The 19535-nt window shown below is 61.5% G+C and carries 23 protein-coding genes; 13 read left to right on the forward strand and 10 right to left on the reverse strand.

Annotated elements, in window-relative coordinates:
- Positions 1 to 38 precede the first annotated feature (38 nt).
- Positions 39 to 737 carry a thiaminase II gene (gene tenA, locus HJC04_RS08280; RefSeq protein WP_221145698.1) on the reverse strand — a complete coding sequence of 233 codons (699 nt, stop codon included), beginning with the start codon at positions 735 to 737 and terminating at the stop codon, positions 39 to 41.
- Between the two features lie 138 nt (positions 738 to 875).
- Here tenA and HJC04_RS08285 point away from each other — a divergent pair, with 138 nt between their 5' ends.
- Together HJC04_RS08285 and HJC04_RS08290 are read left to right on the forward strand one after the other, a co-directional pair.
- Positions 876 to 1445 (forward strand): helix-turn-helix domain-containing protein, encoded by a 570-nt coding sequence (locus tag HJC04_RS08285; RefSeq protein ID WP_221145700.1) that lies wholly within the window; start codon positions 876 to 878, stop codon positions 1443 to 1445.
- A 24-nt stretch (positions 1446 to 1469) separates the two neighbouring features.
- Positions 1470 to 1988, forward strand: coding sequence for a GNAT family N-acetyltransferase (locus HJC04_RS08290; protein WP_085776617.1), 519 nt, complete (start codon positions 1470 to 1472; stop codon positions 1986 to 1988).
- Between the two features lie 21 nt (positions 1989 to 2009).
- On the opposite strand, the gene HJC04_RS08295 is transcribed toward HJC04_RS08290, so the two are convergent.
- Complete coding sequence (locus HJC04_RS08295) at positions 2010 to 2615, reverse strand: HAD-IA family hydrolase (RefSeq protein ID WP_183700681.1); 606 nt, start codon at positions 2613 to 2615, stop codon at positions 2010 to 2012.
- A gap of 134 nt (positions 2616 to 2749) precedes the next feature.
- Between HJC04_RS08295 and HJC04_RS08300 the strand changes: the two genes are divergently transcribed.
- The 3 genes from HJC04_RS08300 to HJC04_RS08310 all read left to right on the forward strand — a co-directional run bounded on the left by HJC04_RS08300 (position 2750) and on the right by HJC04_RS08310 (position 5323).
- Positions 2750 to 3775 (forward strand): histone deacetylase family protein, encoded by a 1026-nt coding sequence (locus HJC04_RS08300; RefSeq protein ID WP_221145702.1) that lies wholly within the window; start codon positions 2750 to 2752, stop codon positions 3773 to 3775.
- Positions 3776 to 3784: 9 nt separating this feature from the next.
- Positions 3785 to 4336 carry a recombination regulator RecX gene (gene recX / locus HJC04_RS08305; protein ID WP_221145704.1) on the forward strand — a complete coding sequence of 184 codons (552 nt, stop codon included), beginning with the start codon at positions 3785 to 3787 and terminating at the stop codon, positions 4334 to 4336.
- 93 nt (positions 4337 to 4429) lie between these two features.
- Entirely contained in the window at positions 4430 to 5323 is an 894-nt protein-coding gene (locus HJC04_RS08310; RefSeq protein WP_210629542.1) for a DMT family transporter, read from the forward strand.
- Here the strand turns inward: HJC04_RS08310 and HJC04_RS08315 are convergent, their stop codons facing one another.
- The gene (locus HJC04_RS08315; protein WP_221145706.1) at positions 5324 to 5791 is read right to left on the reverse strand and encodes a group III truncated hemoglobin; all 468 of its coding nucleotides are present in this window, start codon (positions 5789 to 5791) and stop codon (positions 5324 to 5326) included.
- A gap of 171 nt (positions 5792 to 5962) precedes the next feature.
- Between HJC04_RS08315 and mbfA the strand changes: the two genes are divergently transcribed.
- Positions 5963 to 6946 (forward strand): iron exporter MbfA, encoded by a 984-nt coding sequence (gene mbfA / locus HJC04_RS08320; RefSeq protein ID WP_207244224.1) that lies wholly within the window; start codon positions 5963 to 5965, stop codon positions 6944 to 6946.
- Positions 6947 to 7207: 261 nt separating this feature from the next.
- Here the strand turns inward: mbfA and HJC04_RS08325 are convergent, their stop codons facing one another.
- Positions 7208 to 7807: a transglutaminase-like cysteine peptidase gene (locus HJC04_RS08325; protein ID WP_210629540.1), complete on the reverse strand. Its 600-nt coding sequence runs from the start codon at positions 7805 to 7807 to the stop codon at positions 7208 to 7210.
- Between the two features lie 137 nt (positions 7808 to 7944).
- Positions 7945 to 8796, reverse strand: a complete 852-nt coding sequence (locus HJC04_RS08330) for a carboxylesterase (protein ID WP_221145708.1) — start codon at positions 8794 to 8796, stop codon at positions 7945 to 7947.
- 179 nt (positions 8797 to 8975) lie between these two features.
- On the opposite strand from HJC04_RS08330, the gene infC reads away from it, so the two are divergent.
- The 5 genes from infC to pheT all read left to right on the forward strand — a co-directional run bounded on the left by infC (position 8976) and on the right by pheT (position 14196).
- Positions 8976 to 9512 (forward strand): translation initiation factor IF-3, encoded by a 537-nt coding sequence (gene infC / locus HJC04_RS08335; protein ID WP_073990355.1) that lies wholly within the window; start codon positions 8976 to 8978, stop codon positions 9510 to 9512.
- 366 nt (positions 9513 to 9878) lie between these two features.
- Entirely contained in the window at positions 9879 to 10082 is a 204-nt protein-coding gene (gene rpmI / locus HJC04_RS08340) for a 50S ribosomal protein L35 (protein ID WP_011423646.1), read from the forward strand.
- A 39-nt stretch (positions 10083 to 10121) separates the two neighbouring features.
- The gene (rplT, locus tag HJC04_RS08345) at positions 10122 to 10526 is read left to right on the forward strand and encodes a 50S ribosomal protein L20 (RefSeq protein WP_011423647.1); all 405 of its coding nucleotides are present in this window, start codon (positions 10122 to 10124) and stop codon (positions 10524 to 10526) included.
- Positions 10527 to 10673: 147 nt separating this feature from the next.
- A complete protein-coding gene (pheS, locus tag HJC04_RS08350) occupies positions 10674 to 11756 on the forward strand; it encodes a phenylalanine--tRNA ligase subunit alpha (protein WP_210629538.1) in 1083 nt (360 codons plus the stop codon).
- A gap of 16 nt (positions 11757 to 11772) precedes the next feature.
- Positions 11773 to 14196, forward strand: a complete 2424-nt coding sequence (gene pheT / locus HJC04_RS08355) for a phenylalanine--tRNA ligase subunit beta (protein ID WP_221145710.1) — start codon at positions 11773 to 11775, stop codon at positions 14194 to 14196.
- A 51-nt stretch (positions 14197 to 14247) separates the two neighbouring features.
- Here the strand turns inward: pheT and HJC04_RS08360 are convergent, their stop codons facing one another.
- Both HJC04_RS08360 and HJC04_RS08365 read right to left on the reverse strand, forming a co-directional pair.
- The gene (locus tag HJC04_RS08360; protein ID WP_210629536.1) at positions 14248 to 14607 is read right to left on the reverse strand and encodes a nuclear transport factor 2 family protein; all 360 of its coding nucleotides are present in this window, start codon (positions 14605 to 14607) and stop codon (positions 14248 to 14250) included.
- A 91-nt stretch (positions 14608 to 14698) separates the two neighbouring features.
- A complete protein-coding gene (locus HJC04_RS08365; protein ID WP_221145712.1) occupies positions 14699 to 15694 on the reverse strand; it encodes an aldo/keto reductase in 996 nt (331 codons plus the stop codon).
- Between the two features lie 129 nt (positions 15695 to 15823).
- On the opposite strand from HJC04_RS08365, the gene HJC04_RS08370 reads away from it, so the two are divergent.
- Positions 15824 to 16732 carry a LysR family transcriptional regulator gene (locus HJC04_RS08370; RefSeq protein ID WP_210629534.1) on the forward strand — a complete coding sequence of 303 codons (909 nt, stop codon included), beginning with the start codon at positions 15824 to 15826 and terminating at the stop codon, positions 16730 to 16732.
- A 27-nt stretch (positions 16733 to 16759) separates the two neighbouring features.
- On the opposite strand, the gene HJC04_RS08375 is transcribed toward HJC04_RS08370, so the two are convergent.
- Positions 16760 to 17257, reverse strand: a complete 498-nt coding sequence (locus HJC04_RS08375; protein WP_210629533.1) for a ferritin-like domain-containing protein — start codon at positions 17255 to 17257, stop codon at positions 16760 to 16762.
- A gap of 148 nt (positions 17258 to 17405) precedes the next feature.
- Between HJC04_RS08375 and HJC04_RS08380 the strand changes: the two genes are divergently transcribed.
- Entirely contained in the window at positions 17406 to 18023 is a 618-nt protein-coding gene (locus HJC04_RS08380; protein ID WP_221145999.1) for a hypothetical protein, read from the forward strand.
- On the opposite strand, the gene HJC04_RS08385 is transcribed toward HJC04_RS08380, so the two are convergent.
- Both HJC04_RS08385 and HJC04_RS08390 read right to left on the reverse strand, forming a co-directional pair.
- Complete coding sequence (locus tag HJC04_RS08385) at positions 18013 to 18456, reverse strand: GNAT family N-acetyltransferase (RefSeq protein WP_221145714.1); 444 nt, start codon at positions 18454 to 18456, stop codon at positions 18013 to 18015. The genes HJC04_RS08380 and HJC04_RS08385 overlap by 11 nt on opposite strands.
- Positions 18457 to 18467: 11 nt before the next feature.
- Positions 18468 to 19415: an aldo/keto reductase gene (locus HJC04_RS08390; protein ID WP_221145716.1), complete on the reverse strand. Its 948-nt coding sequence runs from the start codon at positions 19413 to 19415 to the stop codon at positions 18468 to 18470.
- Positions 19416 to 19535 lie beyond the last annotated feature (120 nt).

Below are 19535 nucleotides of genomic sequence, written 5' to 3' on the forward strand. Positions count from 1 at the left end.
CCGAATTTACGCTATTTTGCGGGTCCGCGGCCAGCATGTCAGATCGGCCAGGTCTCCAGCCGCCAGGCCGAATCCCAGAACATCCATTCATATTGCGAGGCGCGCACGAAAACGTCCATCATCGCGGCACGTTCCGTCTCCGATGCGGCGCGTGCGGCGATATCGGTCAGCGCGATCACCTCGCGGGCGCCGGCTGCAAATTGCGGATCGCCATAGGTGTTGATCCAGGCCTGGAAGACATTGCCATCGATTGCCGGCCTGCCTTTGATGCCTTCGCCGACATGCATGTAGATCCAGAAGCAGGGCAGGATGGCCGAAAGCGCAACGGCATAGGAGCTGTGATAGGCGGTCGCCAGAAGGAAATTCGTATAGGCGAAGCACGAAGGCGAGGGCTCGGCGGCCGTCACGTCCGCGCTCGAAATGCCGAATTGCGAGAGGAAGCCCGCATGCAGGCCCTGCTCGACGGTGATGGCCTTCTGCGCCGAACCGAGGAAGCGCAGCACCTGTGCATTGTCGGGCGCCTTTGCCGCGACGATGGCGAGGCACCGGGCATAATGCTTCAGATAGATTGCGTCCTGCAGGATATAGTGACGGAAAACCTCCGGCGGCAGCGTGCCGTCCGAAAGCCGTTCCAGGAGCGGCAGTTGCTCGATCTCGGCCATAAGAGGCTTGATCCGCTCCCAGGCGGCGGCCGTGAAGCTTCCCGTGATTTCGATGTTCTGCAAGCTGCCGTCCATGATGTCCTCCGCTCTCCAAGCGCCGCTGCCATATATCGGCGGCACGGCGGTGAAGGCAAGCGCGACGACGCATCAAAAAGACGCTTGATTCCATGATGAGATAAGATATTTCTCTTATAGTAGAATCTTGGATCGGCGATGGAACAGGAACTCGAACAGGCGATCGGCAGCCGCATTCGCACCTTGCGGCTGGAAAAGGGCCTGACGCTGGATGAGCTTGCCGGGGCGTCGGGCGTCAGCCGCGCGATGATCTCGCGCATCGAGCGGGCGGAGGCGAGCCCGACCGCCTCGCTGCTGGCAAGGGTCTGTGCCGCGCTCGGACTGTCGCTGTCAGCCTTCTTTGCAGAGGAGGGGCAGCAGGCCTCGCCGCTGGCACGCGGGCATGAGCAGCAGGTCTGGCGTGATCCGGAGACCGGTTATCTCAGGCGCGCGGTATCGGCGCCCGGCACCGGCTCCGCCGTCGATATCGTCGAAGTCGAATTCCCACCCGGCGCCCGCGTCAGCTTCCCACCGCATGCGGCATCCCATGACATGACGCAACATGTCTGGCTCTTCGACGGCGAGTTGGAGATGACGGCGGGTGAGGCGGTCTACCGGCTGCGTCCAGGCGATTGCCTTTTCATGCCCGTCGGCGAGGGCCATTCCTTTCATAACCCGGGTCATGCGCCGGCGCGCTATTGCGTCGTGCTCGATCGCGGCGGCCGATGACGACCTTCATTTCAGGAGAAGACCATGCCTGACATTCGCATCCTTTCTGCTGAGGAGGCCCACGCTGCAATTCCGGCCCTCTCGGAGGTACTGGCCGATTGCGTCACGGGCGGCGCTTCCGTCGGCTTCATGCAGCCCTATGGACCGGAAGATGCCGAGCCCTATTGGCTGGACGTTGCAGATGCAGTCGCCGCCGGCAGCAGTCTACTGCTGGTCGCCAAACTCGATGGCCGGATCGTCGGCACGGTGCAGGTGGGTGCCGCGCAGATGCCGAACCAGCCGCATCGCGGCGACCTGAAAAAGCTCCTGGTGCATCGCTCCGCTCGCGGCAAGGGTCTCGCACGCCTGTTGATGGAAGCTGCCGAACGCGAAGCGGCCGCCCGCGGTAAAACCCTGCTCGTGCTCGACACGGCAACCGGCAGCGATGCCGAAGCCATCTACCCGCGCCTCGGCTGGCAGCGCGTCGGCGTCATCCCGGATTATGCGCTGTGGCCGGAAGGCGGCTTCTGCGACACCACGCTGTTCTACAAGCGGCTCGCCTGATTGCGCCCGCGTGGCCCATGCTCACCTTGCGAATATTGGAAACGCGCCGGTAAGCGTCACGCCCGCCGTCCAATGCGTCGCGTTCCAGCCGAACTGCCGCGCTGCTTCGATGTTGGCCGCCATATCGTCGACAAAGGCGATCTCCTCAGGCAGGACCCCCGCGCGTTCGGTCGCCAGCCGGAAGAAATCAGGCGACGGTTTGCTGTGTCCGAGTGCTGCCGAATAGATGATGTCGTCGAAGTGGGCGCAAAGGCCCAGCTGTTCCATCAGATAATGCGCCCGCCTGTGCTCCTGGTTCGTCGCCAGGAAGAGAGTGATACCGCTTCGCCTGAGAGCGGCGAGATCCGCCAGCAGATTGCGGTCGAGCCGGGAATCGTTTTCGAACCAGTAGTCGATCAGCGCCGCGGCGCTGAGATGGGGCGCGATCTTTGCGAGCACGCCGGCGAGCGTTGGCTCCAGTGCTTCGCGGCCGATGATGATGGCGCCCCAGTGAACCTGGAAAAACTCCTGCTGCAGCAGATCGGGTCGCAGGCCGAGATCGCGCTCGAGATAGGTGAAGTGGGGCAGCCCGTCGGCCGGGCGGCCATGGATGAGCACGCCGTCGACATCGACCATCAGCACTTTCATGCGGCAGTTTCCTTCGGACTCAAAACATCGCGAAGGGTGAAGTCATTCACTTTGGCGATCAAGGGCGCCGCGCCGGCTTTTTTGTCGCGGCCGACCCATGTAAATCTCGAATTCCAATCAAGGACGGATCCGAAATGCGCGTCATCTATTCCGAAGACCATAAGCTGCGTGACGCCAGGACCGAGCTCTATGCCGGCCAGCTGGTGACGCCCTTCGAGGCGCCGTTTCGGGCCGAGTGGATCCTGGCGGCGGTCAAGGAAGCGGGTTTTGCCGATGTCGCAGCGCCGGACGCGCATGGGCTGGAAGCGGCCCGAAAGGTGCATGACCCCGCCTATCTCGATTTTCTCGCCACCGTCTGGGATCGCTGGGTGGCGGCCGGTTTCGAAGGCGAAGCGATCGCCAATTCCTTCCCGGTCCGCCGCACCAGCCAGCGCGTGCCCGACAATATCGTCGGCGCGATCGGCCATTACGCCAATGCCGCCGACACCTCCATAACCAAGGGCTCTTATGAAGCGGCGATCGCCTCCATGCGTTGCGCCATCACCGGCGCGGATTGGCTGAATGCCGGCAACCGTTTCGCCTTTGCGCTTTGCCGGCCGCCTGGCCATCATGCCGGCATCGATCTCTTCGGCGGCTATTGTTTCATCAACAATGCGGGCGTCGCGGCCCAGCGGCTCATCGATGACGGTGCGAAGAAGGTCGCCGTGCTCGATGTCGATTTCCATCACGGCAACGGCACGCAGGACCTCTTCTATCACAGAGGTGATGTCTTCACCGCTTCGCTGCATGGCGACCCCATGTTTGCCTTTCCCTATTTCCTCGGCCATGCCGACGAAGAGGGCGAAGGAGAGGGCACGGGTAGCAACCGCAATTATCCGATGCCGCCCCACACGCCCTGGCAGGTCTGGTCTTCGGCCCTTGCCGATGCGCTCGCCCGCATCAAGGCCTTCGGTGCCGAGGCGATCGTTGTGGCGCTCGGCGTCGATACCTTCGAGCGAGACCCGATTTCCTTCTTCCAGCTGAAATCGGAAGATTTCATTCGCATGGGAGAGATGATCTCCGCCGCCGGCCTGCCCGTCGTCATCTGCATGGAGGGCGGTTACGGCGTGCCGGAAATCGGCCTCAACGTCGCCAATGTCCTCAAGGGCCTGGAAGCCTGATCGCTTGATATGACCGACGACACCATTCCATCCGATATACCGACGCCGCGCATGCTGAGCTGGGCGCGCAATTCCGCCATCTACAGGCTGGAGCGGCGGATGATGACGGAAAAACAGCTGTTTGACGCCATCACCCGTAAGGCGAAGGAGAAGTTCGAGGATATCGGCGCGGCGCAACTCAAGGCCCTTGCCGATTTTGCCGTCAGGTTCGCTTATGACAACAAGGCGCTCGATGATCGCGCCTATGCCGAGATCAGCACGCGCTCCCAGCTGCGCGGCGGCAAATCGAAGCGCGCCATCGCCCGGAAACTTGCGGCCAAGGGTGTTGCTGGCGATAAGGTCGAGGCCGCCCTTGCGGAGGCTGACGATCTCTATGCTGCTGCGATATTTGCCCGCAAACGCGCCTTCGGTCCCTTCCGCCGCGTCCAGCTTGACGAAAAGCGAAAGGCCAAAGAGCTTTCGGCCTTCGCCCGCAACGGCTTCAGCTTCGATATCGGCAGGAAAGTGTTCGACATGAGTTTGGAGGATGCCGAAGACGTCATCCTGGCCCGCCGTCTTTGATATCGCATAAGGCCTTTTGCTGGCCGGATCAGAAGTTTGAATTTGTCGCTCGCAGGCCGTCTTCGTAAGAAGAGCGCACAATCGGGGGCGAGCATGGAAGAAAGAGCAAATGCTGGCGCGGGCACGCTGACCGCAGAGGCGTCAACAGCATTTGGCGGGGTAGCGACCGGTGGGCTGATGTGCCTCCTGTCCATGTCGTCGATCCAATTCGGCGCCGCACTCTCATCCTCGGCCATCTCAACCTATGGGCCGGCCGGCGCCAGCTGGCTGCGCCTGGCTTTTGCGGCCATCATTCTCGCCCTTGTCGTGCGGCCGCGCATCGTCAGCTACAACAGGGCGCAATGGACGAGCGCACTGGTTCTCGGCGCGACGACAGCGCTGATGACCATGAGCTTCTTCGCGGCGATCGCGCGCATTCCGCTCGGTCTCGCCGTAGCGATCGATTTTCTCGGTCCGCTGTCCGTTGCGACCATCGGCTATGGCCTCAGCCGGCGTCTCGTCTGGCCGCTCATTGCAGCACTTGGCGTTCTGGCCCTCGCCCATGACGGTAAAGGCTGGGTCGGCGATACCGGGGGCATTCTTTTTGCGCTCGGCGCGGGAACCGGGTGGGCGATCTATATCGTCCTGACAAAAAAGATCGGCGCGAGCTTCAAGGGGCTGGAAGGACTGTCCATGTCGCTGATGGTCGCCGCTCTTGTCGCCACACCCTTTGGCTTCGCCGGCGCCGTGCCGAAGCTCGATGCTTACGGCCTGGTTGAAATGGCGGGCCTTGCCATCCTTGTGCCGCTGCTGCCCTACACTCTGGAACTGATCGCCCTGCGGCGCATGCCGACAGCCTCCTTCGGCATTCTCATGAGCCTCGAGCCGGCCATTGCGGCACTCGCGGGTTTCGTCATTCTGGCGCAGCCGATGACGCTGCTGCAGATGGCCGGAACTGCCCTGGTCGTGGCCGCAAGCGCCGGCGCGACCTTTTCCGCACGGCAGTGATCAGCCTGCCTTTTTCGCCGGGTCGTCGAGAGCGGGATTGTAGAACAGCGACAGCGTCAGGCTTTTGGCGATCCGCTCTGCGGTCGCCATGAACCAGTCCTTGGCTTCCGGCGAAGGGGCGACATCGTCAAGTGTTGCGGCAAATAGCGACAGCCACTTCGGAAAAAGATCGGGCGTCAGGTTCTGAACGGTGGTATGCGCCTGCACTGGCTTGCCGCCATAGGCGCCGCTGCGGAAGGCGACGGCCGACCAGAAGCTCTTCATCTTCTCCAGATGCTCCGGCCAGCGGCCGGAAAGCCGCGCATCGAATACCGGGCCGAGATCGGGATGCTCCAGCACGCGCCCGTAGAAAGTCTCGACCAGCCTGCCGATAAAGGCCTCGTCGACCCCCATCGCCCGCATCTCGGCCTCCGCCTTTTCGCGGATCGCCGCGACATGGGCAGGGCGGCCCTGAATGTCATTGTTCATCATAAACCCCGGCGCCGCATGATGCGGCAGCCTCCATATAGGCCTTTACCCCAGCGAACCAAAGCCGCTCGTGCGGATTGCGGCAATCTGTCAGCTAGTCCGCCCCGGCCACTTGACCGCCATCGCTTCCTTGCTTAGATTTAGAATTATTCTAAATTATTGGAGAGATTTATGCTGGCGCGTTTTTTCAGATCGCCGAAACGATCCTTCGAGTCCCTCTCCGAGCAGGAGATTCTCGCCCTTGCGATTGCCTCCGAGGAAGACGACGCCCGCATCTATCTGGCCTATGCCGATAGGCTGCGCCCTGAGTTTCCGGCTTCGGCCAAGGTCTTCGAGGATATGGCCGAGGTCGAGGACACGCACCGCAAATCGCTGTTCGAAATCCACCGCCAGCGTTTCGGCGAGCGTATCCCGCTGATCCGGCGCGAGCATGTGCAGGGCTTTTACGAGCGCAAGCCGGACTGGCTGAGAGCCAACCTGTCACTCGATGCGATGCGGCAGGAGACTGAGGCGATGGAGGAGCAGGCCTATCGTTTTTATGTCGAGGCGGCAAAGCGCACCACCGACGCCTCGACGCGTGAGCTTCTCGGCGACCTCGCACTCGCCGAACAAGGGCACGAAGACATCGCCCGCATGCTTGGCGACAAACATACGCCTGAGGATATCAGGCACGACGAGGACGAGACCGCGCACCGGCAATTCGTGCTGACCTATGTGCAGCCGGGCCTTGCCGGCTTGATGGACGGCTCTGTCTCGACGCTGGCGCCGATCTTTGCCGCCGCCTTCGCAACCCAGGACACATGGCAGACCTTCCTCGTCGGTCTTTCCGCCTCCGTCGGCGCCGGCATCTCGATGGGCTTCACCGAGGCCGCCCATGACGACGGCAAGATCTCCGGCCGGGGCTCGCCGATCAAACGTGGCCTTGCCTGCGGCATCATGACGGCGCTCGGCGGCCTCGGCCACGCGCTGCCCTATCTGATCCCGCATTTCTGGACGGCGACGATCACCGCCGCCATCATCGTCTTCTTCGAACTCTGGGCAATCGCCTTCATCCAGAACCGCTACATGGAAACCCCCTTCCTGCGCGCCGCCTTCCAGGTGGTGCTCGGCGGCGGCCTGGTCCTCGGCGCCGGCATCTTGATCGGGAATGGGTGAGGAGCGGTCGGCGAAGCCGAGCAATCGATCCAGTGAATCGATTGCAGCGACGAACGCCCTGAGCCAAAGCGAAGGGCCGGGAGACGGTGCGGCATATCAACACCTCATCTCCGGCGGCACGCACGATCAACGCTCAATGAGGTGCACAGCACGGACCTCGAAGGAAGAGGACTGCGAAAGCTAACGACGACGCGTCTCCAATCTCCAAAAAGCAAAAGGCCGGCTTTCGCCGGCCTTTTCCCCCGCATCCCCTTGAGATCCCTATCGAAGAGCGCCGACCAGAAGGTCGCGGCCGTTCTCGATGGTGACCCAGCGGCCAGCATTGTAGCTCGACTGGCGCTTGACGAAAGTATAGGCCGTCGCGAACCAGGGCTTCACGTCGGCAGCGAGATTATCGAGCACGAAATCGCCCTCGGCGGTGCGCAGCGTCAAGACAGCATGGCCTTCACCGTCAGGCTTGCGCACGACGGTCATCAGCAGGTCGGCGGCCGAAAAGCCGCGCTGGATCAGCATGCGGCGCTTCAGCAGCGCGAAATCTTCGCAGTCGCCGGCGGTCGTCGGATAGGCCCAGACCTCGTCCTTGCCGTAGATTTCCTTGTCGGTCATCGGCTTGATCGTGCTGTTGACCGTGGTGTTGAGCGAACGGACGAGCGACCACTTCGCCGGCGTCATCTCGATCGGGCCCGCATTGCGGTTCGCGCCGCATTCACTGCTGTGGATCTGACAGAAATCGTAATGGCCGATCGGCTGCGAAGTGGCATTGCCTGTTACCATGGAAGCATTTCTGCTTGGAGCTGGGATGGCGGCAGTCGCCATCGCAAACACGGCCATCATGGCCACAAAGACACCCTTGATCCGCACGCCCGCTCTTTCCTTGATCGCCCCTTAATTATTAACAAATTGTTAATGGAGAGGGCGGAGAAGAGTCAATCGTTACTTCTTGGGAGAGCGTTGCAACGCGCCAACATGGTTAAAATGCAACGGGTTGGCGGCTTGCGTTAGGGGAATTTCTCGGGCGGTGCTGTTCGAATGGGCATCTGCATATTTGTTGATGAACGAATGATGCCTTTGACGGCGCTGAGGAGAAGGGCGATATCGCCCGGGCGGGAAAGGCGGTGGTCGCCATCGCGGATGAAGGTCAGCACCACGTCGTCGGCGGGAAGGTGCTCCAGAAGCTTCATCGCGTGCGCATGCGGCACGTCCGGATCTTTCATGCCCTGCAGGATATGGACCGGGCAGCCCGTCTCGATCATGCCGTCGAGCACCCGGTTTTTGCGCCCGTCCTCGATCAGCGCCTGCGTATAGATGTTCGGTTCCGGGCTGTATTGCGAGCGCTCTTCGAAATAGCCGCGCTCCGCCAGCGACTTGCGTTCCTTGGCCTTAAGGTTCGGCTCGATCAGTTCGGAGGTGAAATCGGGCGCCGGCGCGATCAGCACCATGCCGGCGAGCTTCGGACCTCCCTGTCGGGCGAGTTCCTGCGCCAGCCGGAGCGCGATCCAGCCTCCCATCGAGGAACCGACGAGAATGATGCGCTCGGGCGCAACATGGCGGATGACGGCAAGCGCTTCCTCCAGCCAGCGCGAGATCGTGCCGTCGCGAAAGCTGCCGCCGGAAAGCCCATGGCCTGAATAGTCGAGGCGGATGCAGGCCGCACCGAGTTCGGCCGCCAGCCCATCGATCTCCGCCGCCTTGGTGCCGCTCATGTCGGAACGGTAGCCGGATAGCCAAACGAGCGATGGGGCAGCATTGCCGGCCTGCGCCGGACGCAGGAGCATGGCGATCTCCCGTGCCGCCTCGCCTTCGCCGACGGTCAGGAACTGCGGTTGGGCATTGCTGATCTGATCGGACATCGGCGAAACCTCCTGTTGTTTCGGCCTATAAAACAGATTCTTGGCAGGCTGACAGCTGGTGATTTTTCCGCTAAAGGATGATATTGACTCCGTTGCAGCGATGACGAGATACGTTTGTGCACCCAAGATTGAGCGTGCGCGGCTGCAACGTTCCGAAACAACGCGAGGAGAATACGACCATTCGCAGACCTTTTAAGACCGATGCGCCCGTGAAGGACGGACCGCGCTCGAATCGTGAAATCCGCATTCCCAAAGTTCAGCTGATCGCGGCTGACGGACAGAATATGGGCGTCGTGCCCACCGACCAGGCCTTGAGAATGGCGGAAGAAGCCGGCCTCGATCTTGTCGAAATTTCCCCGAATGCCGAACCGCCGGTGTGCAAGATCCTCGATCTGGGCAAGCTGAAATATGCCAACCAGAAGAAGGCTGCCGAAGCGCGCAAGAAGCAGAAGATCGTCGAAGTCAAAGAAATCAAGATGCGCCCGAACATCGACACCCATGATTATGAGGTAAAGATGAAGGCGATGGGCCGCTTCTTCGACGAAGGCGACAAGGTCAAGGTGACGCTGAAATTCCGCGGCCGTGAAATGGCCCACCAGGAACTCGGCATGAAGCTTCTGCAGCAGGTCAAGGCGGATACGACCGAGATTGCCAAGGTCGAGGCCGAGCCCAAGCTCGAAGGCCGTCAGATGATGATGGTGCTGGCGCCGAAGTAAGCGCCAGTCACTTCTTGCCCAAGGCCGTCCGCAAGGGCGGCTTTTGTGCGTTTGGCTACCCTGTCTTCAGCCTTTGTTTTATGCATGTCGTTATCCCGGAACCGCCGCACACTTCCGGGCGACATGCGTAGCCGAAGATTCCTCCGGGGCCCCGTTGCACTTTCGTGACGCTGCGGTTATAAGCGCGCGTCCGAACTGACCGGCAGGGCATGCCGTGGCAGTTTCGAATGCTTGCGGAACGGTTCGTCGCCGATGCCGCAGATCAACAACAAACGCTCCCGCACCTTGTTGCGACGGCCGGAGAACCGGACTTCGCAAGGAGGGCTTTTTGATGAAGCGCGCAAGGAGGACAGAAGGAGTAGCAAAATGCCCAAGATGAAGACGAAGTCCGCTGCCAAGAAGCGGTTCAAGATCACCGCATCCGGCAAGGTCAAGGCGGCTGCCGCTGGCAAGCGCCATGGCATGATCAAGCGCACGAACAAGTTCATTCGCGATGCACGCGGCACGATGGTTCTCGCAGAACCCGATGGCCGCAAGGTCGTGAAGAACTATCTGCCGAACGGTCTCTGAGACTATTCCGGTAACGCGTTAGATTAAGGAGATCATGATATGGCACGTGTAAAAAGAGGCGTCGCAGCTCACGCCAAGCATAAGAAGGTTCTGAAGGCCGCGAAGGGCTTTTACGGCCGCCGCAAGAACACCATCCGTACCGCCAAGGCTGCCGTCGATCGCGCCAAGCAGTACGCCTACCGCGACCGCAAGGTCAACAAGCGCAACTTCCGCGCCCTCTGGATCCAGCGCATCAACGCTGCCGTCCGTGAATTCGGCCTGACCTATGGCCGCTTCATCGACGGCCTGAACAAGGCTGGCATCGAAGTCGACCGCAAGGTTCTGTCCGACATGGCGATCCACGAGCCGGAAGCATTCGGCGCCCTGGTTGCTGCCGCTAAGAAGGCCCTTGAATATCTCAAGGAAACCGGCACGGCTAACGAGTTTGAAGGCGCGGTTCGGTAACCAGCGCTTCCCAAGCTTGACGCTTTTTGAATTTTGGGAAACCCGCGCTGGTTTGGGCTGGCGCGGGTTTTTCTTTCTTTATATTCCTTGCGCCGGCCTCTCCGGCCTGCCTTTCGAACGCCGCCTGATCTGGACGGAAAGAAGACGATGTCAGATATCGACCAGCTTAAATCTACCTTGCTTGCCGAAATTTCCGCTGCTGGTGATGAGCCCGCGCTTGAAGCCGTGCGCGTGTCCGCGCTTGGCAAGAAGGGCTCCGTCTCCGAACTGCTGAAGACGCTCGGCGCCATGACGCCGGAGGAACGCCAGACCCGGGGGGCTGCGATCAACGCCCTGAAGAATGCGGTGACGGACGCCATTGCCGAACGCAAGTCAGTGCTGAAGGTTGCGGCTGTCAATGCGCGGCTGAAGGCCGAGACGGTCGATATCAGCCTGCCGGTGCGCTCCTCGCCCGCCGAGCGCGGCCGCATCCACCCGATCAGCCAGATCGTCGACGAGATCACCGCGATCTTCGCCGACATGGGCTTCTCGATCGCCGAAGGTCCCGATATCGAAACCGACTACTACAATTTCACGGCGCTGAACTTCCCCGAAGGCCATCCGGCCCGCGAGATGCATGACACTTTCTTCTTCAATCCGGATGAGAATGGTGAGCGCAAAGTGCTGCGCACCCATACCTCGCCGGTGCAGGTGCGCACTATGGAGACGCAAAAACCGCCGATCCGCATCATCATTCCCGGCAAGACCTATCGCCAGGACTCTGACGCCACACATTCGCCGATGTTCCATCAGGTCGAGGGCCTGGTCGTCGACAAGAAGGCCAATGTCGCCAACATGCGCTGGGTGCTGGAAGAATTCTGCAAGACCTTCTTTGAGGTCGACAGCGTGACGATGCGTTTCCGCCCGTCCTTCTTCCCCTTCACCGAGCCCTCCTTCGAGGTCGATATTCAGTGCGACCGCTCCGGTCCGATCGTCAAGTTCGGCGAAGGCACCGACTGGATGGAGATCCTCGGCTGCGGCATGGTCCACCCGAACGTGTTGCGCTATGGCGGGCTCGATCCGGACGAATATCAGGGTTTTGCCTGGGGCATGGGCCTCGATCGCATCGCCATGCTGAAATACGGCATGCCCGACCTGCGCGACTTCTTCAATGCCGACGTCCGCTGGATGACGCATTACGGCTTCCGCCCGCTCGACATGCCGACGCTGTTCGGCGGTCTGAGCGCTTGAACGGAGATTTGGGACGATGAAATTCACGCTCTCCTGGCTGAAAGAGCATCTCGAAACGGATGCCACGCTGGATGAAATCTGCGCCCGCCTCACCGAGATCGGGTTGGAAGTCGAGGATGTCGATGACAAGGCGGCGTTCAAGCCCTTCGTCATCGCCAAGGTCCTGTCGGCGGAAAAACATCCCCAGGCCGATCGCCTGAAGGTGTTGATGGTGGATACCGGATCCGGCGCGCCGGTGCAGGTCGTGTGCGGTGCCCCGAATGCACGCGCCGGCCTGGTCGGCGCCTTTGCCGCACCTGGAACCTATGTTCCCGGCATCGAGGTGACGCTGGCCGTCGGCAATATCCGCGGCGTCGAAAGCCGCGGCATGATGTGCTCCGAAAAGGAGCTTGAGATTTCCGACAATCATGACGGCATCATCGATCTGCCGGAGGATGCGCCGGTCGGCCGGAGTTATGCTTCCTATGCCCATCTCGACGATCCCGTCATCGAGATCAACCTGACGCCGAACCGGCCGGACTGCACCTCGATCCACGGCATCGCCCGTGATCTCGCCGCCTCCGGTCTCGGCACGCTGAAGACGCGGTCTGCGCCGTCCTTCGCTATCGAAGGCGAAACGCCGGTGAAGCTGACGCTCGATCTCGATGATCCCAGGCTCTGCCCAGGCTTTGCGCTGCGTCTCGTGCGCGGCGTCACGAACGGCCCGAGCCCGCGCTGGATGCAGCAGCGGCTCACCGCCATTGGCCTGCGCCCGATCAATGCGCTCGTTGATATCACCAATTACATGACCTTCGATCAGGGCCGCCCGATCCACGTCTTCGATGCCGCCAAGATAAAGGGCAATCTCACTGTCCGCCGGGCAAGGGAAGGTGAGACTGTGCTGGCGCTCGACCAGCGCGAATACAAGCTCGGCCCGAACAATGTCGTCATATCAGATGAAGAAGGCATCGAATCGATCGGCGGCATCATGGGCGGCGAACATTCCGGCTGCGACGACAACACCGTCGACGTCCTGATCGAATCCGCTCTGTGGGATCCGATGAACATCGCCAAATCCGGCCGCAGTCTCGGCATCATCACCGATGCCCGCTATCGCTTCGAACGCGGCGTCGATCCGGAATACATGGTTCCCGGTCTCGAACGCACGACGGAACTGGTGCTGGAACTCTGCGGCGGCACCGCCGCCAGGGCCGAGATTGTCGGCTATCACGGCTACGAACCGAAGGTCGTCGATTTCCCCTATTCGGAGGTCAAGCGCCTGACCGGCCTCGACGTCTCGAATGAGGAAAGCAACACGATCCTGACGCGTCTCGGCTTCACGGTCTCCGGTTCCGGCGAGCGCGTCTCCGTCGCCGTTCCCTCCTGGCGCCCGGATGTTGACGGCAAGGCGGATCTCGTCGAGGAGGTCATGCGCATCCATGGCGTCGACAATATCAAGCCGGCGCCGCTCGAAAGCCATGCCGCCGTCAACGGCAAGATTCTGACGACTCTGCAGATCCGCACCCGTGCGGCCAAGCGGGCGCTGGCCGCGCGCGGCATGCTCGAAGCCGTCACCTGGTCCTTCATTGCGGAGGAACATGCGAAGCTGTTCGGCGGCGGTTCGCCAGCCCTCAAGCTTGCCAATCCGATCGCTGTCGAAATGTCGGACATGCGCCCGTCGTTGCTGCCGGGTCTGCTGACCGCAGCTCAGCGCAATGCCGACAAGGGTTATGCCGACGTCGCCATCTTCGAGGTCTCGGGCACCTATGAAAACGACCGGCCGGAAGGCCAGCGCCGCGTCGCCGGCGGCATCCGCCGCGGCACGGCCTCGCTCGCCGGCGCCGGCCGCATGTGGTCGAATGCAGCCAAGGGCGGCGGCAAGCCGGTCGACGCCTTCGACGCCAAGGCCGATGCGCTCGCCGTCATCGAAGCCTGCGGCCTGCCGATGGGCAACATCCAGATCGAGCGGGGCGGGCCCGAATGGTATCACCCCGGCCGCTCCGGTACGATCAAGATGGGGCCGAAGATCGTGCTCGGCTATTTCGGCGAATTCCACCCGCTGATGCTGGAAGCGCTCGATGTCTCCGGCGCTCTCTGCGGCTTCGAAGTCTATCTCGATGCTATGGCGGAGCCGAAGAAGAAGGCGACCCGTACCAAGCCGGCGCTCGATCTGTCGCCGTTCCAGGCCGTCAAGCGCGACTTCGCCTTCGTCGTCGACAAGACGGTGGAATCAGGCGCGATCGTCAAGGCTGCGACCGGCGCTGACCGCAAGCTTATCACCGGCGTTAACGTCTTCGACATCTTCGAGGGCGCATCGGTCGGCGAGGGCAAGAAGTCGGTGGCGATCGAGGTTCAGATCCAGCCGGTCGAGCGCACGCTGACGGATGAGGATTTCGAGGCGCTGACGCAGAAGATCGTGGCGAGCGTGACGAAATTCACCGGCGGTGTGCTCAGAAGTTGAGCTTCATCTTCCGAAAACTGAAAAGACCGGTCGCGTAAGCGGCCGGTCTTTTCACGTATGAAGATGGTAGAGCTTGCTGACGATCACCCAGCGTCCTTCGATCTTCAGCAGCGAGAGATAGTCGGTAAAGCGCATTCCGGCGAAATCGTCGGTGACCTTGACGCTTGCCGCGTCACCCTCGACATCGACGTTCTGGATGTCCATGAAAGGCTGCGTGCCGGGCGCGGCGGGCTCCTCCGCCAGGATCGCGGCGATGAATTCGTCCCGCGTCAGCCATTCGACGGCATTCTGGTAATAGCCGATGATCGAGCTTTTCGGGTGAAAGGCCTTCTTCAAGGCTGCCGCATTGGCGAAGGCCATGCCTTCGACATAGAGATGAACCGTCTGTTCGACTGCCTGCCTGTCCGACATGTTTCCATCCCGTTCTCCAAGATGACGTTAGATAGTTTCGCCGGCCGCGAAGGCAAGCCCGACCTATGCGACCGGCCGGGCTTGTCCGTTTTCAAATGTTCGTCATGGCAAGCGAGGCATCCGAATAGCGATTGCCGGCGACCTGTGCCGCTGGGATCGCTTCGCCGAGCTGATCAAGCTCCTCCGCGCTGAGCGTGATATCGGCAGCGGCGACATTTTGTTCGAGGTGGTGAAGCTTGCGCGCGCCGGGGATCGGCACGATGTCGTCGCCCTGGTTCAGCACCCAGGCCAGTGCCAGCTGCGCCGCGGTCACGCCTTTGGCGGCGGCTAGCTTTTCGAGCGTTGCGACAAGCGCGGCATTGGCGTCGAAATTCTCCGCCTGGAAACGCGGCACCTGCCGGCGGAAATCGTCGGCGACAAGGTCGTCGGCCTTGCGGATCGCTCCTGTCAGGAAACCGCGCCCGAGCGGGCTGTAGGGCACGAAGCCGATGCCGAGTTCGCGGCAGGTGGCAAGCACATCCTCTTCGGGATCGCGCGTCCACAGCGAATATTCGCTCTGAAGCGCTGCGATCGGATGGACCCCATGCGCGCGCCGGATCGTGGCGCTGCCGGCTTCCGAGAGGCCGAGGGCGCGAACTTTCCCTTCCTTCACAAGCTCGGCCATGGCGCCGACCGTCTCCTCGATCGGCACGTTGGGGTCGACCCGGTGCTGGTAGAGCAGATCGATCGTCTCGATGCCCAAACGCTTGAGTGAGGCTTCGGCGACCGCACGCACATGTTCGGGACGGCTGTCGACGCCGGCGATGGCGGCAGCGCCGGCCTGGCTGGTATCGATCCTGAAGCCGAATTTGGTGGCGATCACCACGCGGTCACGGAAGGGCTTCAGCGCTCTTCCGAGAAGAACCTCGTTGGTGAAGGGGCCATAGACCTCGGCGGTGTCGAAGAAGGTGACGCCGAGATCGACGGCGCGGTGCAGTGTCCTCACTGATTCCGCTTCGTCGCTGGCGCCATAGGCAAAGCTCATGCCCATGCAGCCGAGGCCGACGGCAGAGACCGACAAATCGCTTCCGAGTTTTCTGGTTTTCATGATGCGCTCCTTTTCTGAGCTGGCGCCGAACCGCTTGGGAGATCATTGCGGCAGGGGCAGACTATATCGGCGCCGTATCAATCAAAAAATGCATGCAGTTTCTAACAGCCTGTTCTATAATTTCGATCAATGGACAGAAGGCAACTCTCTCAACTCGCCGTTCTCGCCGCCGTCGCGGAGCATCGCAGCTTCCGGGCCGCGGCCAAGGAACTGCTCGTCGCGCCGTCGGCGGTCAGCCACGCCATTTCGAGCCTGGAGGACAGTCTCGGCGTCAGGCTTCTGGCGCGTACGACCCGCAGTGTCGCGCCGACAGAGGAAGGCCGGCTGCTTCTCGAAAGGTTGCGTCCGGCGCTCGAGGAGATCGGCGTCGCATTGGAGGCGGTCAACGATACGCGCGGCAAACCGGCCGGAAACCTGCGCGTCACTGCGCCGCGCTTCGCCTCCGATATCCTGCTCGCCCCGCGCCTTGGCGATTTTCTCAACACCTATCCCGATATCACGCTGGAGATCGCCAATGAGGACGGCTTCACCGATATCGTCAAGGAGGGTTTCGACGCGGGCATCCGGCTGGAGGAGAGCCTGGAGGCCGATATGATCGCAGTCAGGATCTCACCCAATCTGACGACGGTGATCGCGGCCTCGCCGGAATATTTCGAGCGCTATCCGAAGCCGGAGCACCCGCGCGATCTCGTCCATCATCGTTGCATCAAGCGACGCTTCACCAACGGCTCCATCTATCGTTGGGAATTCGAAAAGGATGGGCAGGAACTGATCGTCGCGGTCGATGGGCCGCTTGTTGTCAGCGAGGACCGGCTGGCCCTGCTCGCGGCGCTGAACGGCGCCGGCCTTGCCTATCTCTTCGACATGCGGGTGCATACCGAACTGACGGCCGGCAGGCTGGTGCGGGTGCTGGAGGATTGGTGCGCGCCCTATCCCGGGTGGTTTGTCTATTATCCGAGCCGACGGCAAATGCGGCCGGCGCTGCGCGCCTTCATCGATTTCTTCAGGTATGCGGTGAGGGATGCGGGCGGCCGATGAGGGCCGCCGCTCGTTTGCCTCGTTTCGTCAGGCGGCTTTTGCCTTCTGGTTTGCCGCAGTCGTGGCGAGCTTGGTAAGGATCTTGTCGGTGGCCGTTTCCTCCTGCAGCGTCTGGTCGAGCAGGGCGACGACATCCTTCTGGCCGAGCGTCGCGGCCCATGTCTTCAGCGTGCCGTAACGGGCGATTTCATAGTGCTCGACCGCCTGGGCAGCCGAGATCAGCCCCGCATCCAGCGCCGGTGTGCCCTTGAATTCTTCCATGATCTCTTCTCCCTCGGCGATAATGCCCTGGATCGCCTCGCAAGTCTTGCCCTGGGCGCGCTTGCCGATCTTTTCAAAAACCTGCTGCAGCCGCTCGACCTGGGCTTCCGTTTCCTCGAGATGCTTCTGGAAACCGGCCTTCAGTTCGGAGGACTGGGCGGCGCGCGCCATCTTCGGCAGGGCGCGCAATATCTGCCGCTCGGCAAAATAGATGTCCTTGAGCGTGTCGTAGAAGAGGTCTTCCAACGTCTTTTCCTTGGCCATTTTCTCGATCCTTGTTTTGGGAAAGGCCGCGAATGCGGCGACACACTAAGAAGCAAAGATCGCGCAATTTGTTCCCGATCGATTTCGGGTGGACTGGAAAACCGCGCCGGGCAATCATTCGGCCGCTGAAGTGGAGGACGAAAAGATCATGCGAAAGCCGGGTTCGATGAAAGGTCTGGAGGATCTCGGCCGCGTGCGGCTGTCGCAAAACTTCTTCTTCCGCGATTTCCTGCATTCGGAAATCGCGGATTTCTACCGGATTCCCAATATCCCCGAGGATCCCGACCTGGCGATCGAAGCCGGCAAAAGACTTTGCGAGGAACTGCTGGAGCCGCTGGAAGCGACGTTCGGGCGTCTTCACATCCGCTCCGGCTACCGCTCGCCTGAGGTCAACCGCTTCGGCAACGCGAACAATCTGAACTGTTCCACCAATGCCGCAACGGCTGCGCATCACATCTGGGATATCAGGGATATCGACGGCTGCATGGGCGCCGCCGTCTGCATTGCCGTGCCCTGGATGATCGACCGCTATCGCGATGAAAGCGATTGGCAGCGGCTCGCCTGGTGGATCCACGACCATCTGCCCTACGCCTCGCTCTGCTTCTTCCCAAAGCTTTCGGCCTTCAATATCCAATGGCACGAACGGCCGAAGCGGGTGATCCAGAGCTACGTCAGGCCGCGCGGCATCCTGACCAAGCCGGGCATGGGGAACTGGGAAGGCGACCATTCGGAATGGTATGAGGGATTTCCCGCCCTCAGAAACTGATGCGGTAGCGAATGTGGCCGTCACTCTCGACGTAGCTGTCGTAGAGCGCACGGGCAGTCTTGTTTCCTTCGCTCGTATGCCAATAGAGCCGCGACCAGCCCTCGGCCTTGCAGAGCGCGACGAGATCGTCCAGCAGCGCCCGGCCGACACCCTTGCCGCGCGCATCGGGATCGACGAAGAGGTCTTCGAGATAGCAGTCCCTGCCGCGGATCCAGGTGCCCTCATGCGTCAGGAAAAGAGCGAAGCCCATGATCCTGCCGTGGGCCTCGGCGACGCGCATGCCGATCGCCGAGGCCGGATCGAAGATTCGCCGCCACGTCTGGTCGGTGATGTCAGCGTCAACGCTCACCTCGTAAAAGGCCAGATAAGCTGCCCAGAGTTCACGCCAACGGGCTTCGTCTTCCGGGCGGGCATCGCGAATGATTACGGTCATGGCATTCCTGTTCAGGCACCGGCTTCGTCGAGCAGCGCCATTGCGTCGTTGGAAAGGGAGAGTGTTGCTGATTTCACCAGGCTTTCAAGCTGCGACAGGCTGGTCGCACTGGCAATCGGCGCCGTGACGCCTTTCTTGCGCAAAAGCCAGGCGAGCGAGATTTCCGCGGGTTTGGCGCCGGTCTCGGCCGAGACCTGATCAAGCGCGGCGAGGATGCGCAGGCCCTTGGCGTCGAAATATTGCGAAACCCGGCCTTCGCGGGCGCGGCCTTGCGTATCGGCCTTGCTGCGGTATTTGCCGGTCAGGAAACCGGCTGCGAGGCTGAAATAGGTGATGACGCCGATATTCTGACGGATGCACAGTTCGGCCAATTGCCCCTCGAAGCTCGCGCGCTCGTAAAGATTATATTCCGGCTGCAGCACGTCGTATCGCGGCAGGCCAGCCTTCTCGGCTGCGTCGAACGACGCCTGGAGCAGATCCGCATCATAGTTCGAGCAGCCGATGGCGCCGATCTTGCCCTGTTGCTTCAGCTTGGCGAAGGCGCCAAGCGTTTCCTCGTGTGGCGTATCGGCATCCGGCCAGTGCGAGAGATAGAGATCGATATAGTCCGTCTGCAATCGGCGCAGCGAACCCTCGACCGCCTTCAGGATGTATGCCTCCTTGAGGGTCTTTCCCTGCCCCATGTCCGAGCCGACCTTGGTAATGATGACGGCCTTGTCGCGGGAGATCCGCGATTGCTTTAGCCAGCGCCCGATGATCTCCTCGGAATCGCCACCCTTGTTGCCGGGAACCCATGTGGAATAGACATCCGCCGTGTCGATCGTGTTCAGCCCCGCGTCGAAGAAGGCGTCGAGAATGGCGAAAGATGTTTTCTCGTCGGCCGTCCAGCCGAAAACATTGCCGCCGAAGACGATCGGCGAGATCGAAGGACCTGTTTTTCCAAGCCGGCGCATGTTCATGACGCTCTCCAAAATGGGTGAATATAAAAGGCTGTATTGAATCGCGGATACGGCAGAACGCCGTCTGGCCAAGCTAGCGCGATCCCGGCGCCAGGCAAACCCGGCTTCCGCAATTTCATG

Origin of the sequence: Rhizobium sp. NLR8a (assembly GCF_019685235.1) — a bacterium.
GTDB lineage: Bacteria > Pseudomonadota > Alphaproteobacteria > Rhizobiales > Rhizobiaceae > Rhizobium.